We start from the raw sequence: 20937 nt of genomic DNA, 5'->3' as shown, positions 1-20937 counted from the left end.
TCCTCGACGGCAGGATGTGAAAATAGACGTTGAATTGTTCAGAGCAGCGAGGACAGCTCATGGGTAGCATTATTTCTGTGCATTCTTTTCGTGGTGGCACAGGCAAGTCAAATACAACAGCAAATCTGGGCTGTACCTTGGCAACCTTGGGCTATCGGGTGGCGATCGTGGACACGGATATTCAATCCCCCGGTATCCATGTGCTCTTTGGCCTTGAGTCGGAAGATACGGAACATGCCCTGAATGACTACCTGTGGGGACGCTGTGAAATTACTGATGTGGCGCGGGATGTCAGCCATCTGATTACGGCTCACGGCCAGCAAGCCAAAGGAGCAATCTATCTCATTCCCTCTAGCCTCAAAACCAGTGAAATTACCCGTGTGCTGCGGGAAGGCTACGATGTCGGCTTGCTCAATGATGGTTTTCAGCAGTTGCTCCAAGGGCTGAATCTCGACTTTTTGCTCATTGATACCCACCCAGGGCTGAATGAGGAAACGCTGCTCTCGATTACAGTCTCCGATGCCTTGGTGCTGATTCTGCGACCCGATCGCCAAGACTTTCAAGGAACAGCGGTCACGGTTGATGTGGCGCGGCAGCTGGATGTGCCCAAAATGGTGATGGTGGTGAACAAAGTCCCCAGCGCCTTTAATAAGGACTCCCTCAAGCAGCAGGTGGAAACGACCTATGGTGTGCCCGTTGCGGGTATCTTGCCTGTTTGTGAAGAAATGTTTCAACTGGGGAGCAGCGATATTTTCTGTTTACGCTACCCTGAGCATCCCTACAGTCTCGTTGTCAGGAGTGTTGTGCAGCATCTGTTGGATTAGGGTAGCCTAGGAGTAAGGAGACTGACTGAATTTTGATCCTTTTGATCCTTCTCGAGTGCCACTGCCAGTCACTGCCATTGAGGAACATTGCCAATGATAGACAGTCAAAATGCTAGCAGTGCTTGCGGTGGGGGTCTCAATCCAGCAGATTTGTTGGTTTTGCCCGATCGCCAGCGATCGCTCTTGACACTGATGATGCGCCAGCCAACGCCCTTCACCGTGCCAGAATTGGCTGAGCAGTTGCAGTGGTCTGCGGAAGAGGTCAGTGCCACCCTCGCAGAGGTTCGCCAACTCGGCTATGTGACAGTTGACAACGACACCTACCAAGTCAAACTCGGACGGCGGACTCCGCGCGTGCAACCCAAGCGTCAATCTCCCCGAATTGCGGCGGTTTGGGACAAGCTGGGTTAAGTCTGAGCCACTTCCTCAGTTAAACCTCTAATTATATGAGGCAACTCGTGTGGTACGCTTAATTACGCTAAGTTTCGCAGAGGAAAGTCAGGACGAGTGCGCCCAAAAGTTCTTGCTGGCAACTGGAAAATGCACAAAACTCAACAGGAGGCGGTGGCCTTCCTACAGGAGTTCTTAGGGAAATTGGTGGACACCCCCAGCGATCGCGAGGTGGTGCTCTGTGTTCCCTACACCTGTTTAAGTGTATTGTCCAAGAGTCTGCACGGAACGCGGGTGAAGCTGGGTGCCCAAAATGTCCACTGGGCGGATCAAGGGGCGTTTACAGGGGAAATTTCGCCACCGATGCTGGTGGAGTTGGGCGTGCGCTACGTGATTGTTGGCCACAGTGAGCGGCGGCAGTATTTTGGGGAAACCGATACTACGGTCAACCAACGGCTCAAGGCTGCCCAACACTATGGCCTGACCCCCATTCTCTGTGTCGGTGAAACAAAAGCCCAACGGGATGCTGGGGAAACTGAAAACCACATCCTTCAGCAGTTGACCCTGGACTTGGTGGATGTCGATCAGAGCAATTTGGTGATTGCCTACGAACCCATTTGGGCGATCGGTACGGGCGATACCTGTGAAGAAGCGGAAGCCAACCGTGTCATTGGCCTGATTCGCAGCAAGTTACAGAATCCCGATGTCCCCATTCAGTACGGTGGCTCGGTCAATGCCAACAACATTGATGCGATCATGGCGCAGCCAGAAATTGATGGGGTGCTAGTGGGTGGCGCTAGTTTGCAGCCGGAGAGTTTTGGGCGTATCGTTAATTACAAGCTCCTTTGAACATGACTTTGAGTTCGGCGCCAGTGCCCTAGATCACATCTGATCCAAGAGCTCGCGCACTGCCCTCTGCGCAGAAAAACTTAAAGATATCAACATACAGCCCTTTCCCAAGCATGGCATGCACTACGACTCCAGAGCGCAATGCTGTGTATGTAGCCAAGAAAAGGGTCGGAGCGAGCGACTTATTACAACTGTTATCGTTTGCTGGGCGATTTCTTCATTTTCTTTTAGGATCGAAGTAAGGCTGAGCGATGCCCAAAGGAGGCCGACGATGCGCCAACAACTCTTCAGTGCTTTGACAGTTTTAGCTGCTTTTGTTGGTCTCAGCAGTGCTGCTGTGGCACAGCCCATGGCGATCGCCACCCTCACACCTCCTGAACTGCAAGAACTGCAACGCCTCGTGCCCCGCAGTGCCGAGGACTACTACAACGTGGGATTAATGCACCAAGGTACGGGTGATCTGGCCGCTGCCATTCATGCCTTTAGCCAAGCAATCAGACTCAACCCCAGTGCTGACTACTACTTTGCGCGCGGCCTAGCCTACTATGACCAAGGGGATATGCAGCGGGCGATCGCGGACTTTAGCACTGCGCTGCGCAACGATCCCCAGTTTATTGCCGCCTACTACAACCGCGGCATGGCCTATCTGGCTCTGCAAAACTACACAGCGGCGATTGCCGACTTTGATGCTGCCCTAGCACGGGATCCGCAATTTGTTGCTGCCTACTATAGTCGGGGCATGGCTCACTTCGATAGTGGCAATGTGGAATTGGCGCAACGGGACTATGAGCGTGCTCGCGCTCTCAACCCAGCGATGACAGCCCAGTACTACGATCGCGCCCCCCGTCCCCTCACTGGCGGTCCCTAGTGCCTGAAGCCACCGATTGCGGCGATAATAGGGGAATAATGTGCATGATGAGGATGAGCGATCGCGCCTATGCCCAGAACCCCTTCTGAATTTGCGGTGCATTTATTTCTGGATGGCGGTCACCGTGAGGAGGTGCGCTTCCCCACCATTCAAGACTTCCAGAAGTGGTACAGCAACGAGTTAGTGGCCAAAGCAGATTCCAACGACTTTATTTCCGTTCCCATTAAAAACATTCAAGGGGAATACATGGTGGTGCGCCCCTCAAAGGTATTTGCAATTCGGGTAGAACCCGTGTTTGCCTCTAGTGTGGATCGGTTTGCCTAACGTCTATGGCGGGTTTATTCGCAGGATGGGTTCAGGGGGTCGTGATCCTCGCAACAAGCGCGATCGCCACAGCACCAACGGTTGCTCCCTTAACGCGCCAAAGCCAACTGCCCCCAAGGGTTGCCCTAGATACGGCCCTCTGGCAATCCCCCAGGGAACGAGCACGACTGCTGCAAGCCATTGATCATAGTTTGCGTTACCTGCGCACCGATAAAGCGCGCCGCGACTACGCCGCCTACACTGCTCCCGGTCAACCCGGCGCCGCCCTTGGCCCCAATCTCCATCAGCGAGTGATCCGCTCCCTCGAACGCTTTCGCCATCTGGTACAAACCCGTCGCTCTGCGGCAGAACTGCAAGCATCTGTCAAGCGAGAATTTGTCTTTTATCAATCCATTGGCACCGATGGCCAAGGGCGAGTGGATTTCACGGGCTATTATGCACCGACGTATCGTGCCAGCTTAGTGCCCACCGCAGAATACCGCTATCCCCTATTTCGTCGCCCCCCCAATTTTGAGCAGTGGCGAGAGCCGCACCCAACCCGCTTGGAACTGGAAGGGGCGGATGGTCAGCAGTGGCGCAATGGGCCTTTGCGGGGTCTGGAACTGGTCTATTTGCGCGATCGCCTAGAGGCCTTTCTGGTTCACGTCCAAGGGTCGGCTGAGCTGCAACTGCCCGATGGTCGCCGCTTTACGGTGGGCTATGCCGGTAAGACCAATCACCCCTACACGAGTATTGGCCAAGAACTCATTCGCGATGGCAAAATTCCCCGTGAGGAACTGACGCTACCGCGCCTCATGGCTTACTTTGAGGCCAACCCCGCTGAGTTAGATCGCTATTTACCTCGCAATGCCAGCTTTGTCTTTTTTGAACATACCCAAGGGCGCCCCCCCACGGGCAGTCTCTCAACGCCGGTGATTCCAGAGCGTTCGATCGCCACTGATAAGTCCCTGATGCCTCCGGGTGCCTTGGCGGTGATCAACACGAAAATTCCCCTCAAAGCCCAAGGCCAATGGCAGCAAACCCCCGTCAGCCGTTTTGTTTTGGATCAGGATACGGGGAGTGCCATTCGCGGGCCGGGTCGTGTCGATATTTTCATGGGCACGGGGGAGGTGGCCAAAGCGCGGGCGGGTCTGATCAATACACCGGGGCAGTTGTACTATTTGCTCCTGCGGGAATAGCTAGGGCTGCAGCGCTACTTTAATCACTTGGCGCGCCTTCATTGCTTGCAAGACGTTTTCAATCTCCGTGAGGGGGGCTTGGCCACTAATCAGTTTCTCGAAAGGCAATGTGCCGCTGGCAATCAGTTGCAAGGCTTGGCGGACAAATGTGGGTGTGTTGTGAAAGACCCCCTTGAGGGTGAGTTCTTCGTAGTGCAGGCGTTCGGTATCAACGCGGATCGAAGTTTCGCGGGGGCAGCCACCAAAGAGGTTAATGGTGGCACCGGGGCGACCACAGGCGATCGCCGTTTCCCAGACTTCAGGTACGCCAGTGGCTTCAATGACAATATCGGCACCCCGTCCTTGGGTCCAGTCTTTAACCACAGCAGGAATATCGCTGCACTGGTGATGATTTACTATCTGCTCTGCCCCGAATGTGCGGGCGATCGCCAGCCGCTGATCGGAACCGCCAAAGGCGAGAACCCGTGCTCCCTGCTGTGCCAGAACCCCCATAAACATCAGGCCAATGGCACCATCCCCCAGCACCACAATTTGCGGTGGACTTGGCCACGTTTCAACCATTGCGGGGTCAAAGCCAGAGCGAGCCACACCGTGGAGGACACAGGCGAGGGGTTCGGTGAGGGCAGCTAAGGCAAAGGAGAGGGACGCCGGAATAGGCAGCAGATTCTGGCGGACGATGCTGGCGGGAATTTTTAGATACTCGGCAAACGTGCCATTGTTAAACTCCAGATGGGGACAGAGAGAAAAGGCTTGGCGTTGGCAGTAAAAACACTGGCCACAGGGGGCAGAATTATTCGCTACCACGCGATCGCCCACCTGCCAGCCGGTCACCCCAGCCCCAAGGGCAACAATTTCCCCGGCCGCTTCATGGCCAAAGAGAATCGGTGGCGTTAGCATCCGTGCATGACCGCCGCGCCGCCATACCTTCAAATCGGTACCACAGGTAGTGGCAGCCTGAACACGAATCACCACTTCTCCGGGACCGGGCGTGGGATCGGCGACGGTTTCAATGCGGACATCTTCTTTGCCGTAGAGTACTGCTGCTTTCATTGCACTTCCCCCATCAAGCCAACCATTGCAGGAGGCCACAGAGCAGTCCCAAGAGGGCAACCACCCCATAAAACGTACTCACCACCCGCAGTTCTGACCAGCCCCCCAATTCAAAGTGATGGTGTAGAGGGGCCATCCGCAGCAGCCGTTTGCCCACGCCATCGGAACCTTTGGTTGCTTTGTAGTAGAGCACTTGGGCAATGACTGAGAGAGACTCCACAAAGAAAAGACCACTGACAATCAACAGTTCCCAGAGGTGATGACTGGCCAAGCCAATGCCCGCAAGGAGTGCCCCAAGGGCTAGGGAACCCGTATCCCCCATAAACACCCGTGCCGGATGGTGATTGTGCCAGAGAAAGCCGAGGCAGGCACCACTCATGACCACTGCCAGAATTTGCAAATCGGGATGGGCGGTCAGAATCATGCCTAAAGCGAGGAGGGCGATCGCCGCCGTGCCCGCGGCAAGACCATCGAGACCATCGGTGAGATTGAGGGCATTCCCTTCCGCCATCGGCACAAAAATCGCCAAAGGGATAAAGGCGATCCCTAAAGGCCAAACCCACCCCCAAGGCGCGGTCACCACCGCTGCCGTTGGATCACTGCCCACCAGCCAAGCACAAAAAAGAGCTGCCCCAATGCCCTCAAGGAGGAGCCGCAGCCGCGCCGATAACCCTTTGTTGGATTTGCGCCGCAGAACTTGCCAGTCATCCCACCAGCCAATGGCGGCATACCAGAGAACAAGGAGGGCGATCGCCCCCACCGTTGCGGATACTTTCCCCTGCGCAACTCCAGTCCACAGGAGGGCTAGACCTAACCCCGTCGGCACAAAAAAGATTCCCCCCATTGTCGGTGTGCCCGATTTTTGCAGGTGAGATTGTGGACCATCTTCGCGAATAATCTGCCCAGTTTTCAACCGCCGCAACAGGGGCACCACCGCCATCCCTAGCCCTACAACGATGGCAAAGCTCACCAACCAAGGCAGTGTCAAGGTTTTCAACGGCTGTTGCCAGTGGTTTGCTCCGGTATCGTAGGCAATGCTAGCCATGAGCAGGCCAATAGCGAGAAGGCCAAAAAGTCGCTGTCCTGTCAGCCAACGGGGTTCAATGGCAGCCGTGGTTTTGGTGGAGGGCATGGGGATAGCTCTAGCACATCACTCCGATAATAGGGGGATTGGTGCCCTACTCCTCAAGCCCTAGGTCATCTTCTTCGTCGTAATCGCCCAAGGAGTCACCAACAAATTCCTCAATTTCACCCATATCATCGAGGGTGCTATCCACGATCGGGTCTGTCTCATTGGCATCACGGGCAATTAATCGACCCGTTTGCTGTAACCATTCCAAAATGGAGCGATCGGAACGACCCGCAGTGGTTAAGTTCTTTTGGGAAATGGGTTCTTCGTACAAAGAGGGGTTGTATAGGGTCATAGGGCTAAGGTGAACGGTGTTGTAGTAGTCCAATCCTCTACTTTAACGTTTGCCCCTAGGAATGTAAATCTGCGTTTTGTGGCGATCGCCCAAAGTGGCACATTCTCTGGAACCTGCCTAGACTAGAGAAGTCCCTAAAGAATGGGCATGAAACTTTGATACACGAAGGATAGAAACAATGTCTTTACTCAAAAAATCATCCATCTCTTTGACGGTTTTAAGTGCGGTGTCCCTCGGCGGGGGGGCGATCGCTGCTCCCTACCCCCCAGAAGTGGTTTCCCGATTTACCAGTGAATGTACGACTGCCCTGCAACAACAGGTGCCGCAAATGGCGCAATACGGCAATGCCTACTGTACCTGTGTGATCAATGAACTGCAATCCTCGCTCACCTTGGCAGAATTTCAGGCGATCGGTGAAGATGTACAGACCAATGTCACTCCCGAAGTGCGCCAGATGCTCACCAACACGGCACAAACCTGCCTGCAACGAGTCACCCAGTAGTGCAGGGGGGAGAAATCCCCCCCAATATGTTCCTAGACTGCGCTTAGAAATTGAGCGGCAGCGGCTTGCAGATCGGCGACTTTATCGAGTTTTTCCCAAGGTAGGTCGAGGTCATGACGCCCAAAGTGACCGTAGGCAGCCACATCTTGGTAGAAGCGACCACCGCGCTCCTGGGGCAAGTGGCGCAGACCAAAGGTTTGGATAATGGCAGCGGGGCGCAGATCAAAGTGGGTTGTAATTAACTCCAGCAGTTGCTCTGGGGCAAGTTTACCCGTGCCAAAGGTATCCACAAAGAGGCTCATGGGGCGAGCCACACCAATGGCATAGCTAATCTGTAACTCGCATTTGTCGGCTAGGCCTGCGGCCACAATGTTTTTGGCAATGTAACGAGCCATGTAGGCAGCACTGCGATCGACCTTGGTGGGGTCTTTCCCGGAAAAGGCACCGCCCCCGTGACGGGCATAACCACCGTAGGTATCCACCACCAGTTTGCGTCCTGTGAGTCCCGAATCCCCCTGAGGACCACCAATGACAAATTTGCCCGTGGGGTTGACGAGAAAGCGGGTCTTGTCATCGGGTTTAATTGCCAGATCCGCAAAGACAGGGTTGACGACGGCTTCCCATAGATCGGCTTTAATCTTTTCTTGAACGGCGGCTTCGTCGCTGATGTCACCAATGGTGGCCGTGTGTTGGGTGGAAATCAGGATGGTATCAATGCCCACCGGCTGGCCATCTTCGTAGATGACAGTGACTTGAGTTTTGCCATCGGGACGCAGATAAGGAAGTTGACCCGTTTTGCGGACAGCAGCCAAGCGACGCGCCATGCGGTGAGCCAAGCTAATGGGCAGGGGCATATACTCAGGGGTTTCATTGCAGGCATAGCCAAACATAATGCCCTGATCACCGGCGCCAACGCGATCTAATTCGGCATCACTGAGACGTTCCCGTGCTTCTTGAGCCGTGTCCACCCCTCGGGCAATATCGGGGGATTGCTCATCAAGGGCAACGATAACGGCACAGCTATTGGCGGCAAAGCCATTTTCAGCATCAGTGTAGCCAATTTCACGGATTTTCTGCCGTGCTAGGTTGACGTAGTTGACCTGTGCTTTGGTGGTAATTTCCCCAGTAATCAGCACCAGACCCGTATTCACGACGACCTCAGCGGCAACGCGACTTTGGGGGTCTTGGGTGAGCAGCGCATCCAGAATGGCATCGGCAATTTGGTCGCAAATCTTATCGGGGTGGCCTTCGGTGACGGACTCCGAACTAAATAAGTAACGCAAGATAACACTCCTATGGCATGGGTTGTTGAAAGAACTGCAAGAAATTGGTTTATGGTAACACGGACTTTTGACTAAAAAACAAGGATTGGTTTCTAAATCCTAGGATTATACCTGAGCAGTAGGACACACGAGTGATTGTGATGATTGGCTAGACTAGGGGCAGATTTTAGGCGTTTCAAGTTGTATGTCTGCTTTACGCTATGCCTATTATCCCGGTTGTGTGGCTCAAGGGGCCTGTCGGGAATTAGACCTCTCAACGCGGGCGATCGCCCCCCTGTTGAATATCGAGCTGGTGGAACTGAAGGAAGCCAGTTGTTGTGGCTCAGGCACGTTTAAGGAGAATTCGTGGCTGCTAGAAGATACCGTCAATGCCCGCAACATTGCCCTTGCCGAACAGTTGGCTTTGCCCCTGTTGACCCATTGCAGCACCTGTCAGGGGGTGATTGGCCATGTGGATGAACGCCTCAAGACCTTTCAGCGCGATCGCCCGGCGTACGTGGCAGAAATTAACCAAGTGTTGACGCAACAGGGCTGCGCTCCTTACCAAGGCACCACAGAAGTGAAGCATTTGCTCTGGGCGATTATCGGCGATGTGGGCATTGACGAGTTGCGCGATCGCGTCCGTCGTCCCCTCAAGGGACTGCGCTGTGCGGCCTTTTATGGCTGCTATCTGCTGCGTGCCCAAGAGAGGCTGCCCTTTGATCACCCAATTCACCCCACCTCAATGGAACAGGTGTTTGAGGCAGTTGGGGCTACCCCCATCGAGTATGAGGGACGTACCCAGTGCTGTGGTTGGCCCATTTCCAGCTATGCGACGGCGGCCAGTTTTGCCATGGCGGCACAACGACTCCAGAGCGCGATCGCCCATGGCGCGGATTGCATTGTCACCCCCTGTCCCCTCTGTCATTTGAATCTGGATGCTCGCCAACCAGAAATTGCCCAGCAGGTGGGAGTTACCCTCAATTTGCCGATTCTCCATCTGCCGCAACTGGTGGGTCTAGCCCTTGGCCTGCGTCCTGAGGAACTGGGTTTGAGAAAACACGTGGTTTCAATGCAACCGGTGTTGGCAAAACTGGGGCTTTAGCTGATTGCCAAGAGGCCTGATTCAGTGCAGATAGCTTGCAGTGGCTGATCCCACGGGTCACGGGGCAATTCTGCTAGAAGGGCTGACTCAAAGACAATTCCCCAGCGACACACGTGCTGCCAATCGGGGTGGGCAAAGAGGCGATCAAAAAAACCGGCGCCATAGCCGAGACGGTAGCCTTGGCGATCGCAGGCAACGGCAGGCACTAGGCAGAGATCAACACACGCTGGATCAATCGGGGGCGCTTCGGGGGGCGGTTGCCAAAGGCCATAGCGTCCTTGCTGGAGAGTGTCTTGGTTGCCATTAAAACAATGCCACCGCAAATCCTGACCCACGACACGGGGCAAGCCCCACTGTTTCGGGAGTGACCAGAGGAAGCGCAAGTCGGGTTCGCGGCGATGGGGCACATAGGTCAACACTGTGGTTGCCTGTTGAAACTGGGGATGATCAAGCAAGTGCTGACAAATGCGCTGACTGCGATCTTGCCACTCGCGATCGCTCAGGTGCTGCCGCCATTCAAGATAGTGTTGTCGCAGTTTGACTTTATCGCTCATTGATTTTCTGGGCACCAAAGCCACAAGTTAAGATAGAGGCCAAAGTGAGTGTTTAGCCTGAGGAACGATGCAACTGTCCCCCCCAAGAAAAAGACAAGCTCCTGATTTTTGCCGCCGCTCTTGTGGCCGAACGTCGTAAAGCACGGGGTCTCAAGCTCAATTATCCCGAAGCAGTGGCCTATATTTCTGCTGCCATTTTGGAAGCGGCGCGGGAGGGGCGCACAGTTGCTGATTTGATGAACTATGGCACAACGCTGCTCAGCCGTGACGATGTCATGGAGGGGGTGCCAGAAATGCCCACAGAAGTACAAGTCGAAGCAACATTTCCCGATGGCACGAAGCGGGTGACCGTGCATACCCCCATTCGCTGAAGCCTCAAAAAGCCCTAGGATAGCGCCAATCGCTGATTAGCAGCACATCTCCAAGGAAAACGGGGAGAATTTTTATGGTCATTCAAATCCCGATAAAAATAGTCGGATATATTTGACAGGGCGATCGCCCCCTGCTAGGATGGTCAACAACTTGTCTGAGGCAGTCTGACACCCATGACCGCAACCCTTAGCTCCACCACCGCAACCGCCTACTTTACCCACCTCAAATGCAAAGAGTGTGGCGCCGAGTACGAACCCCAAGCCATTCATGTCTGCGAATACTGTTTTGGCCCCCTAGAGGTGAAGTACGATCTGAGCCAATTGGCGGCAGCCGTAACGCGCAGCACGATTGAGGCGGGGCCAAAGTCCATTTGGCGTTACCGTCCCTTTTTGCCTGTGACATCGCCCAACCCCATTGATGTGGGCACAGGGATGACTCCCCTCGTCAAAGCCCAGCGGCTGGCTCGGCGACTCGGACTCAAGCATCTGTACATCAAAAACGATGCCGTGAATATGCCCACCTTGAGCTTCAAGGATCGGGTGGTATCGGTGGCGTTGACGCGGGCGCGGGAATTGGGTTTTACGACCGTCTCCTGTGCCAGTACCGGCAATTTGGCGAATTCAACGGCGGCGATCGCGGCTCATGCAGGGCTAGATTGCTGTGTCTTTATTCCAGCAGATTTGGAAGCGGGTAAGGTCTTGGGGACGCTCATCTATGGGCCAACGGTAATGGCCGTTGAGGGCAACTACGACCAAGTGAATCGCCTGTGCTCGGAAGTGGCGAATACCCACGGGTGGGGGTTTGTCAATATCAATTTGCGCCCCTACTATTCGGAAGGGTCAAAGACGCTCGGTTATGAGGTGATTGAACAGTTGGGCTGGCAGCTTCCTGACCACATTGTGGCTCCCTTGGCTTCTGGCTCTCTGTTCACGAAAATTTACAAGGGCTTCCGCGAATTTGTGGAAGTGGGTCTGGTGGCGGATAAACCCGTGCGCTGTAGTGGTGCCCAAGCGGTGGGCTGCTCCCCCATTGCCCAAGCCTATGCCGAGGGGCGGGATTTTGTGGCACCCGTGAAGCCCAACACCATTGCTAAGTCCATTGCCATTGGTAACCCCGCCGATGGGGTCTATGCCCTAGAGATTGCCCGCAAAACCAATGGGGCGATCGCTGCGGCCACCGATGAAGAAATTGTGGCAGGCATTAAGCTGCTGGCGGAAACGGAAGGTATTTTCACGGAAACCGCTGGCGGTACCACAATTGCCGTTCTTAAAAAATTGGTGGAATCGGGCAAAATTGACCCCGAAGAGGTGACGGTGGTCTATATCACCGGCAACGGCCTGAAAACCCAAGAGGCAGTGCAAAACGACATTGGTCAACCCCTGACGATCCAACCCAAGTTGGCTAGCTTTGAGCGTGCCTTGGAGCGATCGCGCACCCTCGAACGGTTGGATTGGCAACCGGTATTGGTCTAGTCGGTTTTTCCGACGCTGTGTTGAAATTTATGGATGGTTTGTAGAGGTCTATGGCTGTTACTGTTTTGATTCCGACGCCCTTGCAAAAGCTCACCCGCGATCAAGCAACGGTGGAGTGTCAAGCCCAATCGATCGCTGAGCTTCTGGAAAAGCTAGAGCAGGACTGCCCCGGCATTAAAGGGCGCCTCTGCGATGAAAGTGGCCAACTGCGGCGATTTGTCAATTTCTACGTCAACAATGAGGATATTCGCTTCCTCAATGGCATTGAAACGCCCCTCAAGGATGGCGACGAAGTCAGCATCATTCCCGCGATCGCTGGCGGCTAAGCAAGAGGAATTTGCTCCTGTTGAGATGATTGAACCCTGATTTTAGCTCTGGGGGAAGGGAGAGACCCAAAAGCGATTGGAGTTCCTCTTCGGTGTAGATTTGCGCCGTCAGGGGCTGATTTTTAAGCCATGCTGCAAGCCGCTGATAGAGGACGCGATCGCCGCCAAGGTATCCACCGCTTCTTGGGAAGAGATTTGTTAGGATCAGGGCACTGTTTGCCGCTGCTGTTCGATGGTTCAGTCTTGGTTACAGCCCATTGCCAATTCCCCGATACTAGCTCCCGCCAAAGATGTTGAGGATTCCCTGCTGCTGCGCCTAGGGGTCTTGGGCATGGTGATTGTTGGCCTAGTGGCAACTGATGTGGCGGCGGATACTGCCAATAGTCTCTGGGCAGTTCCCCTCTCCATTGCGGGCTTTAGTTGGAGTTGGTGGGCACGGCGGCAAAGAAATGTGGTGGCAAAGCTGGCGATCGCCGTTGGGATGTTGACGGCATTAGCGGTCTTTTTGGCGCGGTTGGCAGCACTGAACCAGGATTCACGGATTTTGCTGACGGAACTCTTGATTCAACTGCAAGTGCTCCATAGCTTTGACCTGCCCCGCCGCAAAGATTTGGGCTACTCAATGGTCATTGCCCTGATTTTAATTAGTGTGGCGGCCACCCTCAGTCAAACCATGACCTTTGGGCTGTTTCTTGTGATCTTTCTGGCGATCGCCCTACCCGTACTCGTCCTTGACTACCGCTCGCGCCTTGGCCTACTCTCCACCACCCTGAAATCCCTGCGCTTGCCTTGGCGGCAGTGGGTCGGCCTCTTTGCCCTGATTCTCGGCTTGGGGATGGTGGTCTTTGTGCTGCTGCCGCGCTTCCCCGGCTATCAAATTCGCACCTTGCCTGTCAGTGCTGAAATTCAAGTGGCAGGGGAGTTTGACCAAACCCGGGTGATCAATCCGGGCTATGTCAGTGGCCGTGGTGGTGGTGGTGTTGGCGAGGAACTGGCCAATCAAACCTTTGACCCGAACTTTTACTATGGCTTTGGTTCTGAGATTGATCAGACCTTGGGCGGGATCATGACGCCTAGGGAGTTAATGCGGGTGCGATCGCAAGCCCCCGGCTTTTGGCGCGTCCTTGCCTTTGATGAATATACGGGGCGGGGTTGGCGCATTAGTCGCAACGATAAGGCAGAAGTGCTGCGGCGTTCCCCTTGGAGTTTTCGCTATCTGCTGCCACAGCAACTCTCCCAAATGCCGACGCGGGAAGTGATTCAGACCTATACCATTGTCTCTGAGTTTAGTAACCTGATTCCCCATCTCTACGAACCCCGCGAACTCTATTTTCCCACCCGTGAAATTGCCCGTGACCCCGAGGGTGGCCTGCGTGCGCCGGTGCCCTTGCCCGAGGGGCTGACCTATTCTGTGATTTCCCAAGTGCCCGTGCGCGATCGCTCCCTGTTGCGCAGAGCGCCAAAATTAAATCACACCGTAGGCTATCAGTCCTACCTTGAAGTCCCCCCTGACCTGAAACCACGGCTGCAAGCGCTGGCCAAAGACCTCCTTGCCAAGGCCGATCGCTCGATTCCCGAACCCTACGAGCAAGCTCTCTACCTCACCCAAGCCCTGAAGCAATCCTATGCCCTGAAAACCGATATTCCCGAACTAGGCAAAGATCAAGACTTGGTCGCAGCCTTTCTGTTTGAGTGGCGCGGCGGCTATCCCGATCACTTTTCCACGGCGTTGACGCTGCTACTGCGCAGTATTGGCATTCCCACGCGCTTGGTCACCGGTTTAGGAACGGGGGAATTTAACCCCTTCACGGGCTTGTATGTGGTGCGCAATACCGATGCCTATGCCCTGACGGAAGCCTACTTTCCCAATTTGGGCTGGTTTCTCTTTGATCCAATTCCGGGGCACAATCTCTATCCAGCCACCCTAGAGGTAGATCAGACCTTTAGCGTCCTCCAGCAGTTTTGGCAGTGGGTCACGGGATGGTTGCCGACCCCGGTGACGGGATTTTTTGGCATTATCTTTGCTACCCTCGAAACTGCTTTGCAAAAATTCTTTGATCTGTTTAGCCAAGGGCTGGGGGGGATTGTCCAAGGGATTTTGATTCTCTTTGGTGGCGTCATTGTGGTCTGGGGTTTGTGGTACGCTCTCCAGACGTGGCGATATCGTCAACGCCTGCAAAAACTGCCGCCGATCGCCCGCCTCTATGTACAAATGCTCGATGGTCTCGCCCAGCAGGGATTACCGAAGCGACCCAATCAAACTCCGTGGGAATACGCGCGATCGCTGCAAACCGCTGGCCGTCTTGATGCCGTCAGTCAGCGAGCCATTGAAACCCTGACGCAGGCCTATGTGGCTTGGCGCTATGGTGGTGATCAGCCCCCCTTGCCACCCCTGAAACGCGCCCTGAATCAACTGCGACAACAACGCTGGCGATCGCTGCAACGCACGGTAGCGGATCTGCGCCGTCGTTAATCCTTGTCCTTGGGGCTGTCATCGGCGAGGACATCATCGCTCACTAGTTCGGTCACCAGCACCTTATCCACGCGGTTGCCATCCATATCCACCACTTCAAAGCGCAGGCCATCGGTTTCAATGTAATCTCCCGACTGGGGAATACGCCCAAATAGCGTAATAATTAGCCCGCCAAGGGTGTGGTAGTTGGCCGTGTCCTCCTCCGGCAAGGTTTCCCGCCGCAGCAATTCCTTGAGTTCATAGGTGGAGAGCAACCCATCCAATAGCCACGAGCCATCCTCCCGCTGAATAATTTGCGGTTCCTCGCCCTCCTCGTGACGCAGGGTGCCAATAATTGCTTCAGTGATGTCGTTGAGCGTCACTAGCCCTTCAATACCCCCGTATTCATCGGTAATCAGGGCAATGTGTTGACTCGACTGGCGAAAGAGTTCAAGCACCTCGAGAGCAGGTAGGCCTTCGGGGACAAAGAGCGCTGGTTGCAAAAGCTGGCGTAGGTCAATGCTTTGCTGGGTGAGACGGGCGGCCAAAAAGTCCTTGGCTGAAATAATTCCCAAGCAGTGATCAATGGTCTCTTCGGCCACGGGAAACCGCGAATGGGAACTGGCCAGAATTTCTGTTTCTATTTCTTCAAGGGAAGATTCAATATCCAGCCACACAATATCGGTGCGGGGGGTCATGATCGACTGAATCGGGCGATCGCCCAAGTTGAAAATCCGCGCCACCATGTCCTGCTCCGCCACCTCAAAGAGACCCGCCTGTGCCCCCTGTTCAATCAGGACTTTGATTTCATCCTCTGTAACCGTTTGGTCAGCAATGGTGGTAATGCCCAATACTTGCAGGATGGTGTCTGTGGAGACGCTGAGTAAATGCACAATCGGAGCCGCTAATTTCGTCAGCCATGTCATGGGTTTGGCAATGTTGCAGGCGATCGCCTCAGGGTACGTCATGGCAATGCGCTTGGGCACCAGTTCGCCAATCACCAAGGAAAGGTATGTAATCCCCGTCACCACAAGGGCAATACTCAAAGGCTGACTATACTGCCCCAACCATGGCACGGGACTGAGGGCAGCCTGTAACCGCTGGGCAAGGGTGGCACCGCCCACGGCACCACTGAGAATCCCAATCAGGGTAATCCCAATTTGTACAGCCGATAGAAAATTATTCGGGGAGTTGGCAAGTTTCAGAGCCGCCTTCGCCTTGCGTTGACCCCGTTTTGCCAGTTGCTCAAGACGAACCTTGCGTGCAGAGACCACTGCGATTTCAGCACCAGCAAAAATGCCATTGGCGATGATGAGCAGCAGCACAAGTAAAATTTCTAAGGCAGCGGCAGACATTGCAGCTATTCTTCTAGGGGGAACCCCAGATATACAGTCTGAGTCGGCATTGTGGGTCGTCAGGCTTATTCAAGAGACTGCTCCTTTACTGCCGATGTTGTTTCTATCATGCTGAATAAATCGCCCCTCTGCCAGTGATATCGACCTGTTGAGGGGATGTGATTGGGTCATTAAGCAGTTTTGGCTGTTTCGAGGGGGTTCCATCCTTAGGGAAAAGGGTTGTATAGCAGTCAGGATACTGGAATCTGGGAGACTCTACAAGGGGGCGGAATCTTAGAATAGACGTGATGTTTCCCTCGCCAACCAATGCACGAGCGACTTCAACGCTTCCTTACCCTAGGGGCGATCGCGATTCTGGTGCTGTTAATTGTGGCTTTCCTCTGGAGCGAAGAGGCACTTCAGTCGCCGAGCCGAGCTTGGGAGACCCTCAGTAATGCAGTGATTACCTTGGTGGGGGAGTATCCCGATCGCCCGCGCACCCTGCTAGGGCAAGTCCTGCAGCTAGTGCTACTGCTTTTTGGCACCTTTGCCTTTGGTGCCCTGATTGGCAAATTTTCCGCCTACTTTGTCACCCAAGCTCTTAGCCAAACCCTACCCATGAAACCCTTTAGCAACCACATCATTATTTGCAACTGGAATGCCAAGGCGCCCCTTGTGCTCCGCCAACTGATTGCCGCCAACGCCTACCATCCCCGTGACATTGTGCTTTTATGTGCTGAACCGATTGCACTGGATCCTGAATTCCAAGGGCGCCCGGATGTCTTTGTAGTGCAAGGGGATCCTACCCACCATGGCACCCTAGAGCGCCTCAATGCCCCCCAAGCCAAAGCCATTATTCTGCTTGCCGATGCCGACATGGAAGCTCCCGATGAAAAAAATGCCCTCATTGCCCTTGCGGTAAAGCACCTAGAGAAAACCCCTGGCCAAGAGCAGGATATTCATGTGGTGGCCGAATTGGTGAATAGCGATCGCCAGCGCCACCTCAAGGAAGCGGGGGTGGATGAAGTGATTTTGAGTCAGGACTATAGTTCTGGGATTCTGGCCCAAAGTGCCCTCTTTCGCCAAATGTCCGAGGTCTATCGCCAACTCCTGACCTATTCTGATCACACCAATGAGTTTTACTTTATTGAGCCAGGGCACTATCCCACTACCCTCTGTGGCCTCTCCTTTGCTGCCCTCAGTGCTTGGATGAGTGAGTACAGTAGTCGCCATCCAGAGAACCCGCTGCTCCTGATCGGGATTCGCCGCCAAAATCAGCAGGTGTTGCTCAACCCTCGTCCCTTAGACTTTCAGAGCCTTGACCCCACTGACACGCTGATTGTCATGGCCTATCGCCCCATCTATGACTTGCGGGGATAAACCCGTCCTTTCCAAGCCCCCCCCCGGCCTTGCCAGTGGCGCCGCGCCGAATCCAGTGTCATCAGCGTATAGAGGAAGGCAATCAGCGGCAGTGTCAGCGCCCAAGCCCTATTGAGGCCATAGAAACGCACCGTTGGCCCGTAGGCGATCGCCATGCTCCCCCAAGTGAGTCCCGCCATGACGGCTAAGGGCAGCGACTGACCGATCAGACCGATAGCAAGGGCAAGGGGCGCCCACAAATACACCAGTGTCATGCCAATCACGGTTCCCACCAGCAATAGCGGTGAATAGGACAACTGCGTATAGGCAGTGCGAGCCACCATCTGCCAAATACTGCTGAGGGTATTGTAGGCCCGCAAACTCACTGTTGTCGGTGTTAATCCCAGCCAAATGCGGTAGCCTGCGCGCTTTACCGCTGCTGCCAAGGAACAATCATCAATTAGGGCATCGCGAATACAGGCAATGCCTCCTATCTTGTCCAGGGCCAGAGGATCAATCAAAATACACCCCCCCGCTGCAGCCGCCGTTGATCGCTGTGGATCGTTGATCCAGCGGAAGGGATAGAGCTTGGCAAAGAAAAAGACAAAGGCGGGAATCAGCAATTTTTCCCAAATACTTTGGCAGCGCAGTTTCACCATCAGCGAGACAAGGGCACAGTTTTGCTGACGGGCGTGGGCGACCAATTGGCGCAAATTTTGGCGATCGTGGGCAATATCGGCATCTGTGAGCAGCAAGTAATCGGGATCAAACGCTCGGGCGGCCTCAATGCCTTGGGACAGCGCCCAGAGCTTACCTGACCAGCCGGGGGGGAGCGGTGTGCCTTCAATCACCGTTAGGCGATCGCCCTTGCCCAGTTCCAAAGCCGTTTGGCGAGCAATGTCCCCTGTGCCATCGTTACTTTGATCGTCCACCAAGATCAGATGTAGGGTTCCAGCATAGTCCTGTTCGAGGAGCGATCGCACACTGGTGCCAATCACCGCCGCCTCATTGCGAGCTGGAATGACAACCACCACCCTTGGCCAAACCCTGAGGTCTCCCCCCTGTAGCCGCTGATCCGGGCGCCAAAACTGTCCCCAAAACAGCAGCAAAACCAACCAGATTACCAAGGAAAGACCCGTTACACTCAACAGGATGAGAGTTAACACAAGGGGCATCGTCATCACAGTTCGCTATCGAGGACTTCTTCAGCCATAGGGTTGAGGTGCTGATGCTGCTGTCGGCGCGATCGGCGGCGATATTTTTTCGGATCCAAGAGGGGTTCAAGGCGCTGCTGCCCTTGGCGGTCACTCTTGGCCTTCACTGGGGGTGCCTTCCCTAAGGATGGCTCTGAACTGGCCATTGTTTCTAGCTCATGCAAATACTCAATGTAGAGGGGGTAGCGCTCCCAATCACCGCGTACACAGCAGCTCGGTTCCTGATCGTGGCGACAGTTATCAAAGAGACACCGATCCTTGCTCAGCCGTTGGCGAATCTCCGGAAAAGCCGCCGCCAATTGCTGGGGGTCTTGGGGCAGTTCCGGCTGATTAAAGCCGGGTGTATCGGCAATCCAGCCCCCCGCTGGCAGGGGAAAGAGTTCCACATGGCGAGTGGTGTGCCGCCCCCGGTGCCAGTGATCCGAGACCGCACCGACGCGAATATCTTCCCGAGGTGTCAGATGGCGGATCAAGCTACTTTTGCCTACCCCCGACGGGCCACAGACAACTGTAATCTTATCAGCGAGGTGGGGATGCAGATGTTGCCAGTCGCTTCCTTGGGTGAGACTGAGGACATGGCAGTGATAGCCCCATTGATGCAGGCGATCGCGCCACTGCTCCTGTTCCGCTTTGGCGACTAAATCCGCTTTCGTAAAAACCACCTGAATCTCGACATTCAATCCCTCGGCGGTCAAGAGAAAGCGGCTAATTTGATGGACATCAGCAGGAGGGTCAGCCAAGGCAAAAAGGAGCAACACTTGATCGACATTGGCGATCGCTGGGCGTGACAATTGATTGCGGCGGGGCAAAATCTCAGCGATCGCTCCGCGGTGTCCTTGCCAGTCGGGATGGCTCACCACTACCCAATCCCCCACACACACCTGTTGCCCCATCTTCTTGAGGCGGGCGCGGCGTACACACAGTAACTCCTCAATACCATTGGTGGCTTCCCGCAGGCGGACACGGTAGTAATTGGCCTGAACAGCCCGCACCAAGCCCACTAGATCACTCATGCCGGACGCTGCACCTGAAGGGCAAAATAGTCCTGCCGTGGCTCAATCCCAAGGACATCGTAGCCCGCCATGCGCAAACTATCGGGCACCTGCTCAATGGGTTCTCCTGCATCCAACCACACCTCAAGGGGCTGCTGGGGGGGCAACTGTTGCAGTCGCAGTTTTGTGCGCACAAAGTTCAAAGGACAGGGCGTTCCCCGTAGATCCAATGTTTCCATGGCAGGGCAAGTAACCAACTGCAACTATCTTCCCAAAAAGGCGACCACCTTGGCGAATACCTGTTCTCGCTCGACATCAAGGGGGAGCAAGTGATCCGACTCCTTGAACCAGTGCAATTCCTTTTCGGGGCTGCCTAGGTGTTCATAAATTCTCTGTGCCCCTTGGGGGTCAACGACCGTGTCAGCAAGGCTTTGCAGAATCAGTGCTGGCGTTGTGATCAGCGGCAGTTCCCGCTCCACTTGGGCAATCAGCTCAAGGGCACTGCGCACCGCTTGCAGGTTGAAACTTTTGAAAAAGCAGGCGGCTTCTGCTGCTTGGCGTAGGGGGCGATCGCGGATTGGTAGGCTGCGCCGAGGCACAAAGGGAATCCACTGGCCAACGGACTGCACAAGCCTCTCTGGAGCGACGGGGCAAAACCAAGGCCGATAGATGCGCAAAAAGGGGGCAAGGAGTACAAGAGAATCAACGGCATACTCATAGGCAAGATGAAGGGCTAGCGTTCCCCCAGTGGAAAAGCCCACCACGGCAACCGTGCGATGGCTGTCTCGTAAGGTCTTAAAGGCTGTCACTACTGCCTCATACCACTGCGGCCATGTCGAGGCGGGCATTTGGGCACTGGGGCGATCGTGCCCCGGATAGAGGATGCCCTGAACCGTCCAGCCTGCTTTGTAGAGAACCTCTCCCAAAAGTTGCAGTTCATAAACCCCACCCCCCAAGCCATGGAGTAACAAGCAGGCGCGATCGCCCGCAGCATGGCTATAGAAAAAGGGAAGATTAACGAGATTCACCAATGTACGCAAACACCACACGCTAGCACCATAAAAAATCTACCCCGATCGCCAGAGC

23 protein-coding genes are annotated in these 20937 nt (G+C 54.8%); 13 read left to right on the top strand and 10 right to left on the bottom strand.

Annotated features, from left to right (window positions below; genetic code table 11):
* Nucleotides 1–59 precede the first annotated feature (59 nt).
* From RHJ80_RS05970 to RHJ80_RS05945, 6 genes are all read left to right on the top strand, one after another.
* Nucleotides 60–824: a MinD/ParA family protein gene (locus tag RHJ80_RS05970; protein ID WP_149817487.1), complete on the top strand. Its 765-nt coding sequence runs from the start codon at nt 60–62 to the stop codon at nt 822–824.
* 93 nt (nt 825–917) lie between these two features.
* Nucleotides 918–1235 (top strand): hypothetical protein, encoded by a 318-nt coding sequence (locus RHJ80_RS05965; protein WP_310744229.1) that lies wholly within the window; start codon nt 918–920, stop codon nt 1233–1235.
* Nucleotides 1236–1331: 96 nt separating this feature from the next.
* Nucleotides 1332–2063 carry a triose-phosphate isomerase gene (gene tpiA / locus RHJ80_RS05960; protein WP_206201478.1) on the top strand — a complete coding sequence of 244 codons (732 nt, stop codon included), beginning with the start codon at nt 1332–1334 and terminating at the stop codon, nt 2061–2063.
* 271 nt (nt 2064–2334) lie between these two features.
* Entirely contained in the window at nt 2335–2931 is a 597-nt protein-coding gene (locus RHJ80_RS05955; protein ID WP_302676478.1) for a tetratricopeptide repeat protein, read from the top strand.
* 69 nt (nt 2932–3000) lie between these two features.
* Nucleotides 3001–3255 carry a hypothetical protein gene (locus RHJ80_RS05950; RefSeq protein WP_149817491.1) on the top strand — a complete coding sequence of 85 codons (255 nt, stop codon included), beginning with the start codon at nt 3001–3003 and terminating at the stop codon, nt 3253–3255.
* Nucleotides 3256–3260: 5 nt separating this feature from the next.
* Nucleotides 3261–4433: a murein transglycosylase A gene (locus RHJ80_RS05945; RefSeq protein WP_206201476.1), complete on the top strand. Its 1173-nt coding sequence runs from the start codon at nt 3261–3263 to the stop codon at nt 4431–4433.
* Here RHJ80_RS05945 and RHJ80_RS05940 read toward each other — a convergent pair whose 3' ends face one another.
* The 3 genes from RHJ80_RS05940 to RHJ80_RS05930 are packed head-to-tail and all read right to left on the bottom strand — an operon-like array spanning nt 4434 to nt 6907.
* A complete protein-coding gene (locus tag RHJ80_RS05940; protein WP_310744228.1) occupies nt 4434–5483 on the bottom strand; it encodes an alcohol dehydrogenase catalytic domain-containing protein in 1050 nt (349 codons plus the stop codon).
* A gap of 13 nt (nt 5484–5496) precedes the next feature.
* Nucleotides 5497–6615, bottom strand: coding sequence for a phospho-N-acetylmuramoyl-pentapeptide-transferase (gene mraY, locus RHJ80_RS05935; RefSeq protein WP_302679091.1), 1119 nt, complete (start codon nt 6613–6615; stop codon nt 5497–5499).
* A gap of 46 nt (nt 6616–6661) precedes the next feature.
* On the bottom strand, nt 6662–6907 hold the full coding sequence (locus tag RHJ80_RS05930) for a DUF3134 domain-containing protein (RefSeq protein WP_310743515.1): 246 nt from the start codon (nt 6905–6907) through the stop codon (nt 6662–6664).
* A 178-nt stretch (nt 6908–7085) separates the two neighbouring features.
* On the opposite strand from RHJ80_RS05930, the gene RHJ80_RS05925 reads away from it, so the two are divergent.
* Nucleotides 7086–7409 carry a hypothetical protein gene (locus tag RHJ80_RS05925; protein ID WP_149817502.1) on the top strand — a complete coding sequence of 108 codons (324 nt, stop codon included), beginning with the start codon at nt 7086–7088 and terminating at the stop codon, nt 7407–7409.
* Nucleotides 7410–7441: 32 nt separating this feature from the next.
* Here the strand turns inward: RHJ80_RS05925 and metK are convergent, their stop codons facing one another.
* Entirely contained in the window at nt 7442–8692 is a 1251-nt protein-coding gene (gene metK / locus RHJ80_RS05920; protein ID WP_206201472.1) for a methionine adenosyltransferase, read from the bottom strand.
* Nucleotides 8693–8876: 184 nt separating this feature from the next.
* On the opposite strand from metK, the gene RHJ80_RS05915 reads away from it, so the two are divergent.
* Nucleotides 8877–9776 (top strand): CoB--CoM heterodisulfide reductase iron-sulfur subunit B family protein, encoded by a 900-nt coding sequence (locus tag RHJ80_RS05915; RefSeq protein WP_206201471.1) that lies wholly within the window; start codon nt 8877–8879, stop codon nt 9774–9776.
* Here the strand turns inward: RHJ80_RS05915 and RHJ80_RS05910 are convergent.
* Nucleotides 9773–10330: a 5-formyltetrahydrofolate cyclo-ligase gene (locus tag RHJ80_RS05910; RefSeq protein WP_206201470.1), complete on the bottom strand. Its 558-nt coding sequence runs from the start codon at nt 10328–10330 to the stop codon at nt 9773–9775. The genes RHJ80_RS05915 and RHJ80_RS05910 overlap by 4 nt on opposite strands.
* Before the next feature lie 101 nt (nt 10331–10431).
* On the opposite strand from RHJ80_RS05910, the gene ureA reads away from it, so the two are divergent.
* The 4 genes from ureA (at nt 10432) to RHJ80_RS05890 (ending at nt 14973) form a co-directional block, all read left to right on the top strand.
* On the top strand, nt 10432–10701 hold the full coding sequence (gene ureA / locus RHJ80_RS05905; RefSeq protein WP_310801692.1) for an urease subunit gamma: 270 nt from the start codon (nt 10432–10434) through the stop codon (nt 10699–10701).
* A gap of 174 nt (nt 10702–10875) precedes the next feature.
* Complete coding sequence (gene thrC, locus RHJ80_RS05900; RefSeq protein WP_310744947.1) at nt 10876–12174, top strand: threonine synthase; 1299 nt, start codon at nt 10876–10878, stop codon at nt 12172–12174.
* A gap of 50 nt (nt 12175–12224) precedes the next feature.
* On the top strand, nt 12225–12500 hold the full coding sequence (locus RHJ80_RS05895; RefSeq protein ID WP_149817514.1) for a MoaD/ThiS family protein: 276 nt from the start codon (nt 12225–12227) through the stop codon (nt 12498–12500).
* Between the two features lie 232 nt (nt 12501–12732).
* Nucleotides 12733–14973, top strand: a complete 2241-nt coding sequence (locus RHJ80_RS05890; RefSeq protein ID WP_310801656.1) for a DUF3488 and DUF4129 domain-containing transglutaminase family protein — start codon at nt 12733–12735, stop codon at nt 14971–14973.
* On the opposite strand, the gene RHJ80_RS05885 is transcribed toward RHJ80_RS05890, so the two are convergent.
* Entirely contained in the window at nt 14970–16307 is a 1338-nt protein-coding gene (locus RHJ80_RS05885) for a hemolysin family protein (protein WP_310801655.1), read from the bottom strand. The two genes, RHJ80_RS05890 and RHJ80_RS05885, sit on opposite strands and share 4 nt — an antisense overlap.
* A gap of 306 nt (nt 16308–16613) precedes the next feature.
* Here RHJ80_RS05885 and RHJ80_RS05880 point away from each other — a divergent pair, with 306 nt between their 5' ends.
* Nucleotides 16614–17666 carry a TrkA-related ion transporter gene (locus RHJ80_RS05880; protein WP_310801654.1) on the top strand — a complete coding sequence of 351 codons (1053 nt, stop codon included), beginning with the start codon at nt 16614–16616 and terminating at the stop codon, nt 17664–17666.
* On the opposite strand, the gene RHJ80_RS05875 is transcribed toward RHJ80_RS05880, so the two are convergent.
* From RHJ80_RS05875 to RHJ80_RS05860, 4 genes are read right to left on the bottom strand one after another with little or no spacing between them, the layout of a single operon-like run.
* The gene (locus tag RHJ80_RS05875; RefSeq protein ID WP_310801653.1) at nt 17648–18826 is read right to left on the bottom strand and encodes a glycosyltransferase; all 1179 of its coding nucleotides are present in this window, start codon (nt 18824–18826) and stop codon (nt 17648–17650) included. The genes RHJ80_RS05880 and RHJ80_RS05875 overlap by 19 nt on opposite strands.
* Nucleotides 18826–19872 carry a small ribosomal subunit biogenesis GTPase RsgA gene (gene rsgA / locus RHJ80_RS05870; protein ID WP_310744224.1) on the bottom strand — a complete coding sequence of 349 codons (1047 nt, stop codon included), beginning with the start codon at nt 19870–19872 and terminating at the stop codon, nt 18826–18828. Before rsgA ends, RHJ80_RS05875 begins: the two co-directional genes overlap by 1 nt.
* Nucleotides 19869–20090: a sulfurtransferase TusA family protein gene (locus RHJ80_RS05865; protein ID WP_149817527.1), complete on the bottom strand. Its 222-nt coding sequence runs from the start codon at nt 20088–20090 to the stop codon at nt 19869–19871. The genes rsgA and RHJ80_RS05865 overlap by 4 nt, the downstream gene beginning before the upstream one ends.
* 24 nt (nt 20091–20114) lie before the next feature.
* Entirely contained in the window at nt 20115–20900 is a 786-nt protein-coding gene (locus RHJ80_RS05860; protein ID WP_310801652.1) for an alpha/beta fold hydrolase, read from the bottom strand.
* Between the last annotated feature and the right edge of the window lie 37 nt (nt 20901–20937).

It is taken from the genome of Thermosynechococcus sp. QS41, from assembly GCF_031583515.1.
In the GTDB taxonomy this organism is placed as follows: Bacteria; Cyanobacteriota; Cyanobacteriia; order Thermosynechococcales; family Thermosynechococcaceae; genus Thermosynechococcus.
Note: the sequence above shows the minus strand (reverse complement) of the source record. Positions and strands in the feature narration are given on the sequence as shown.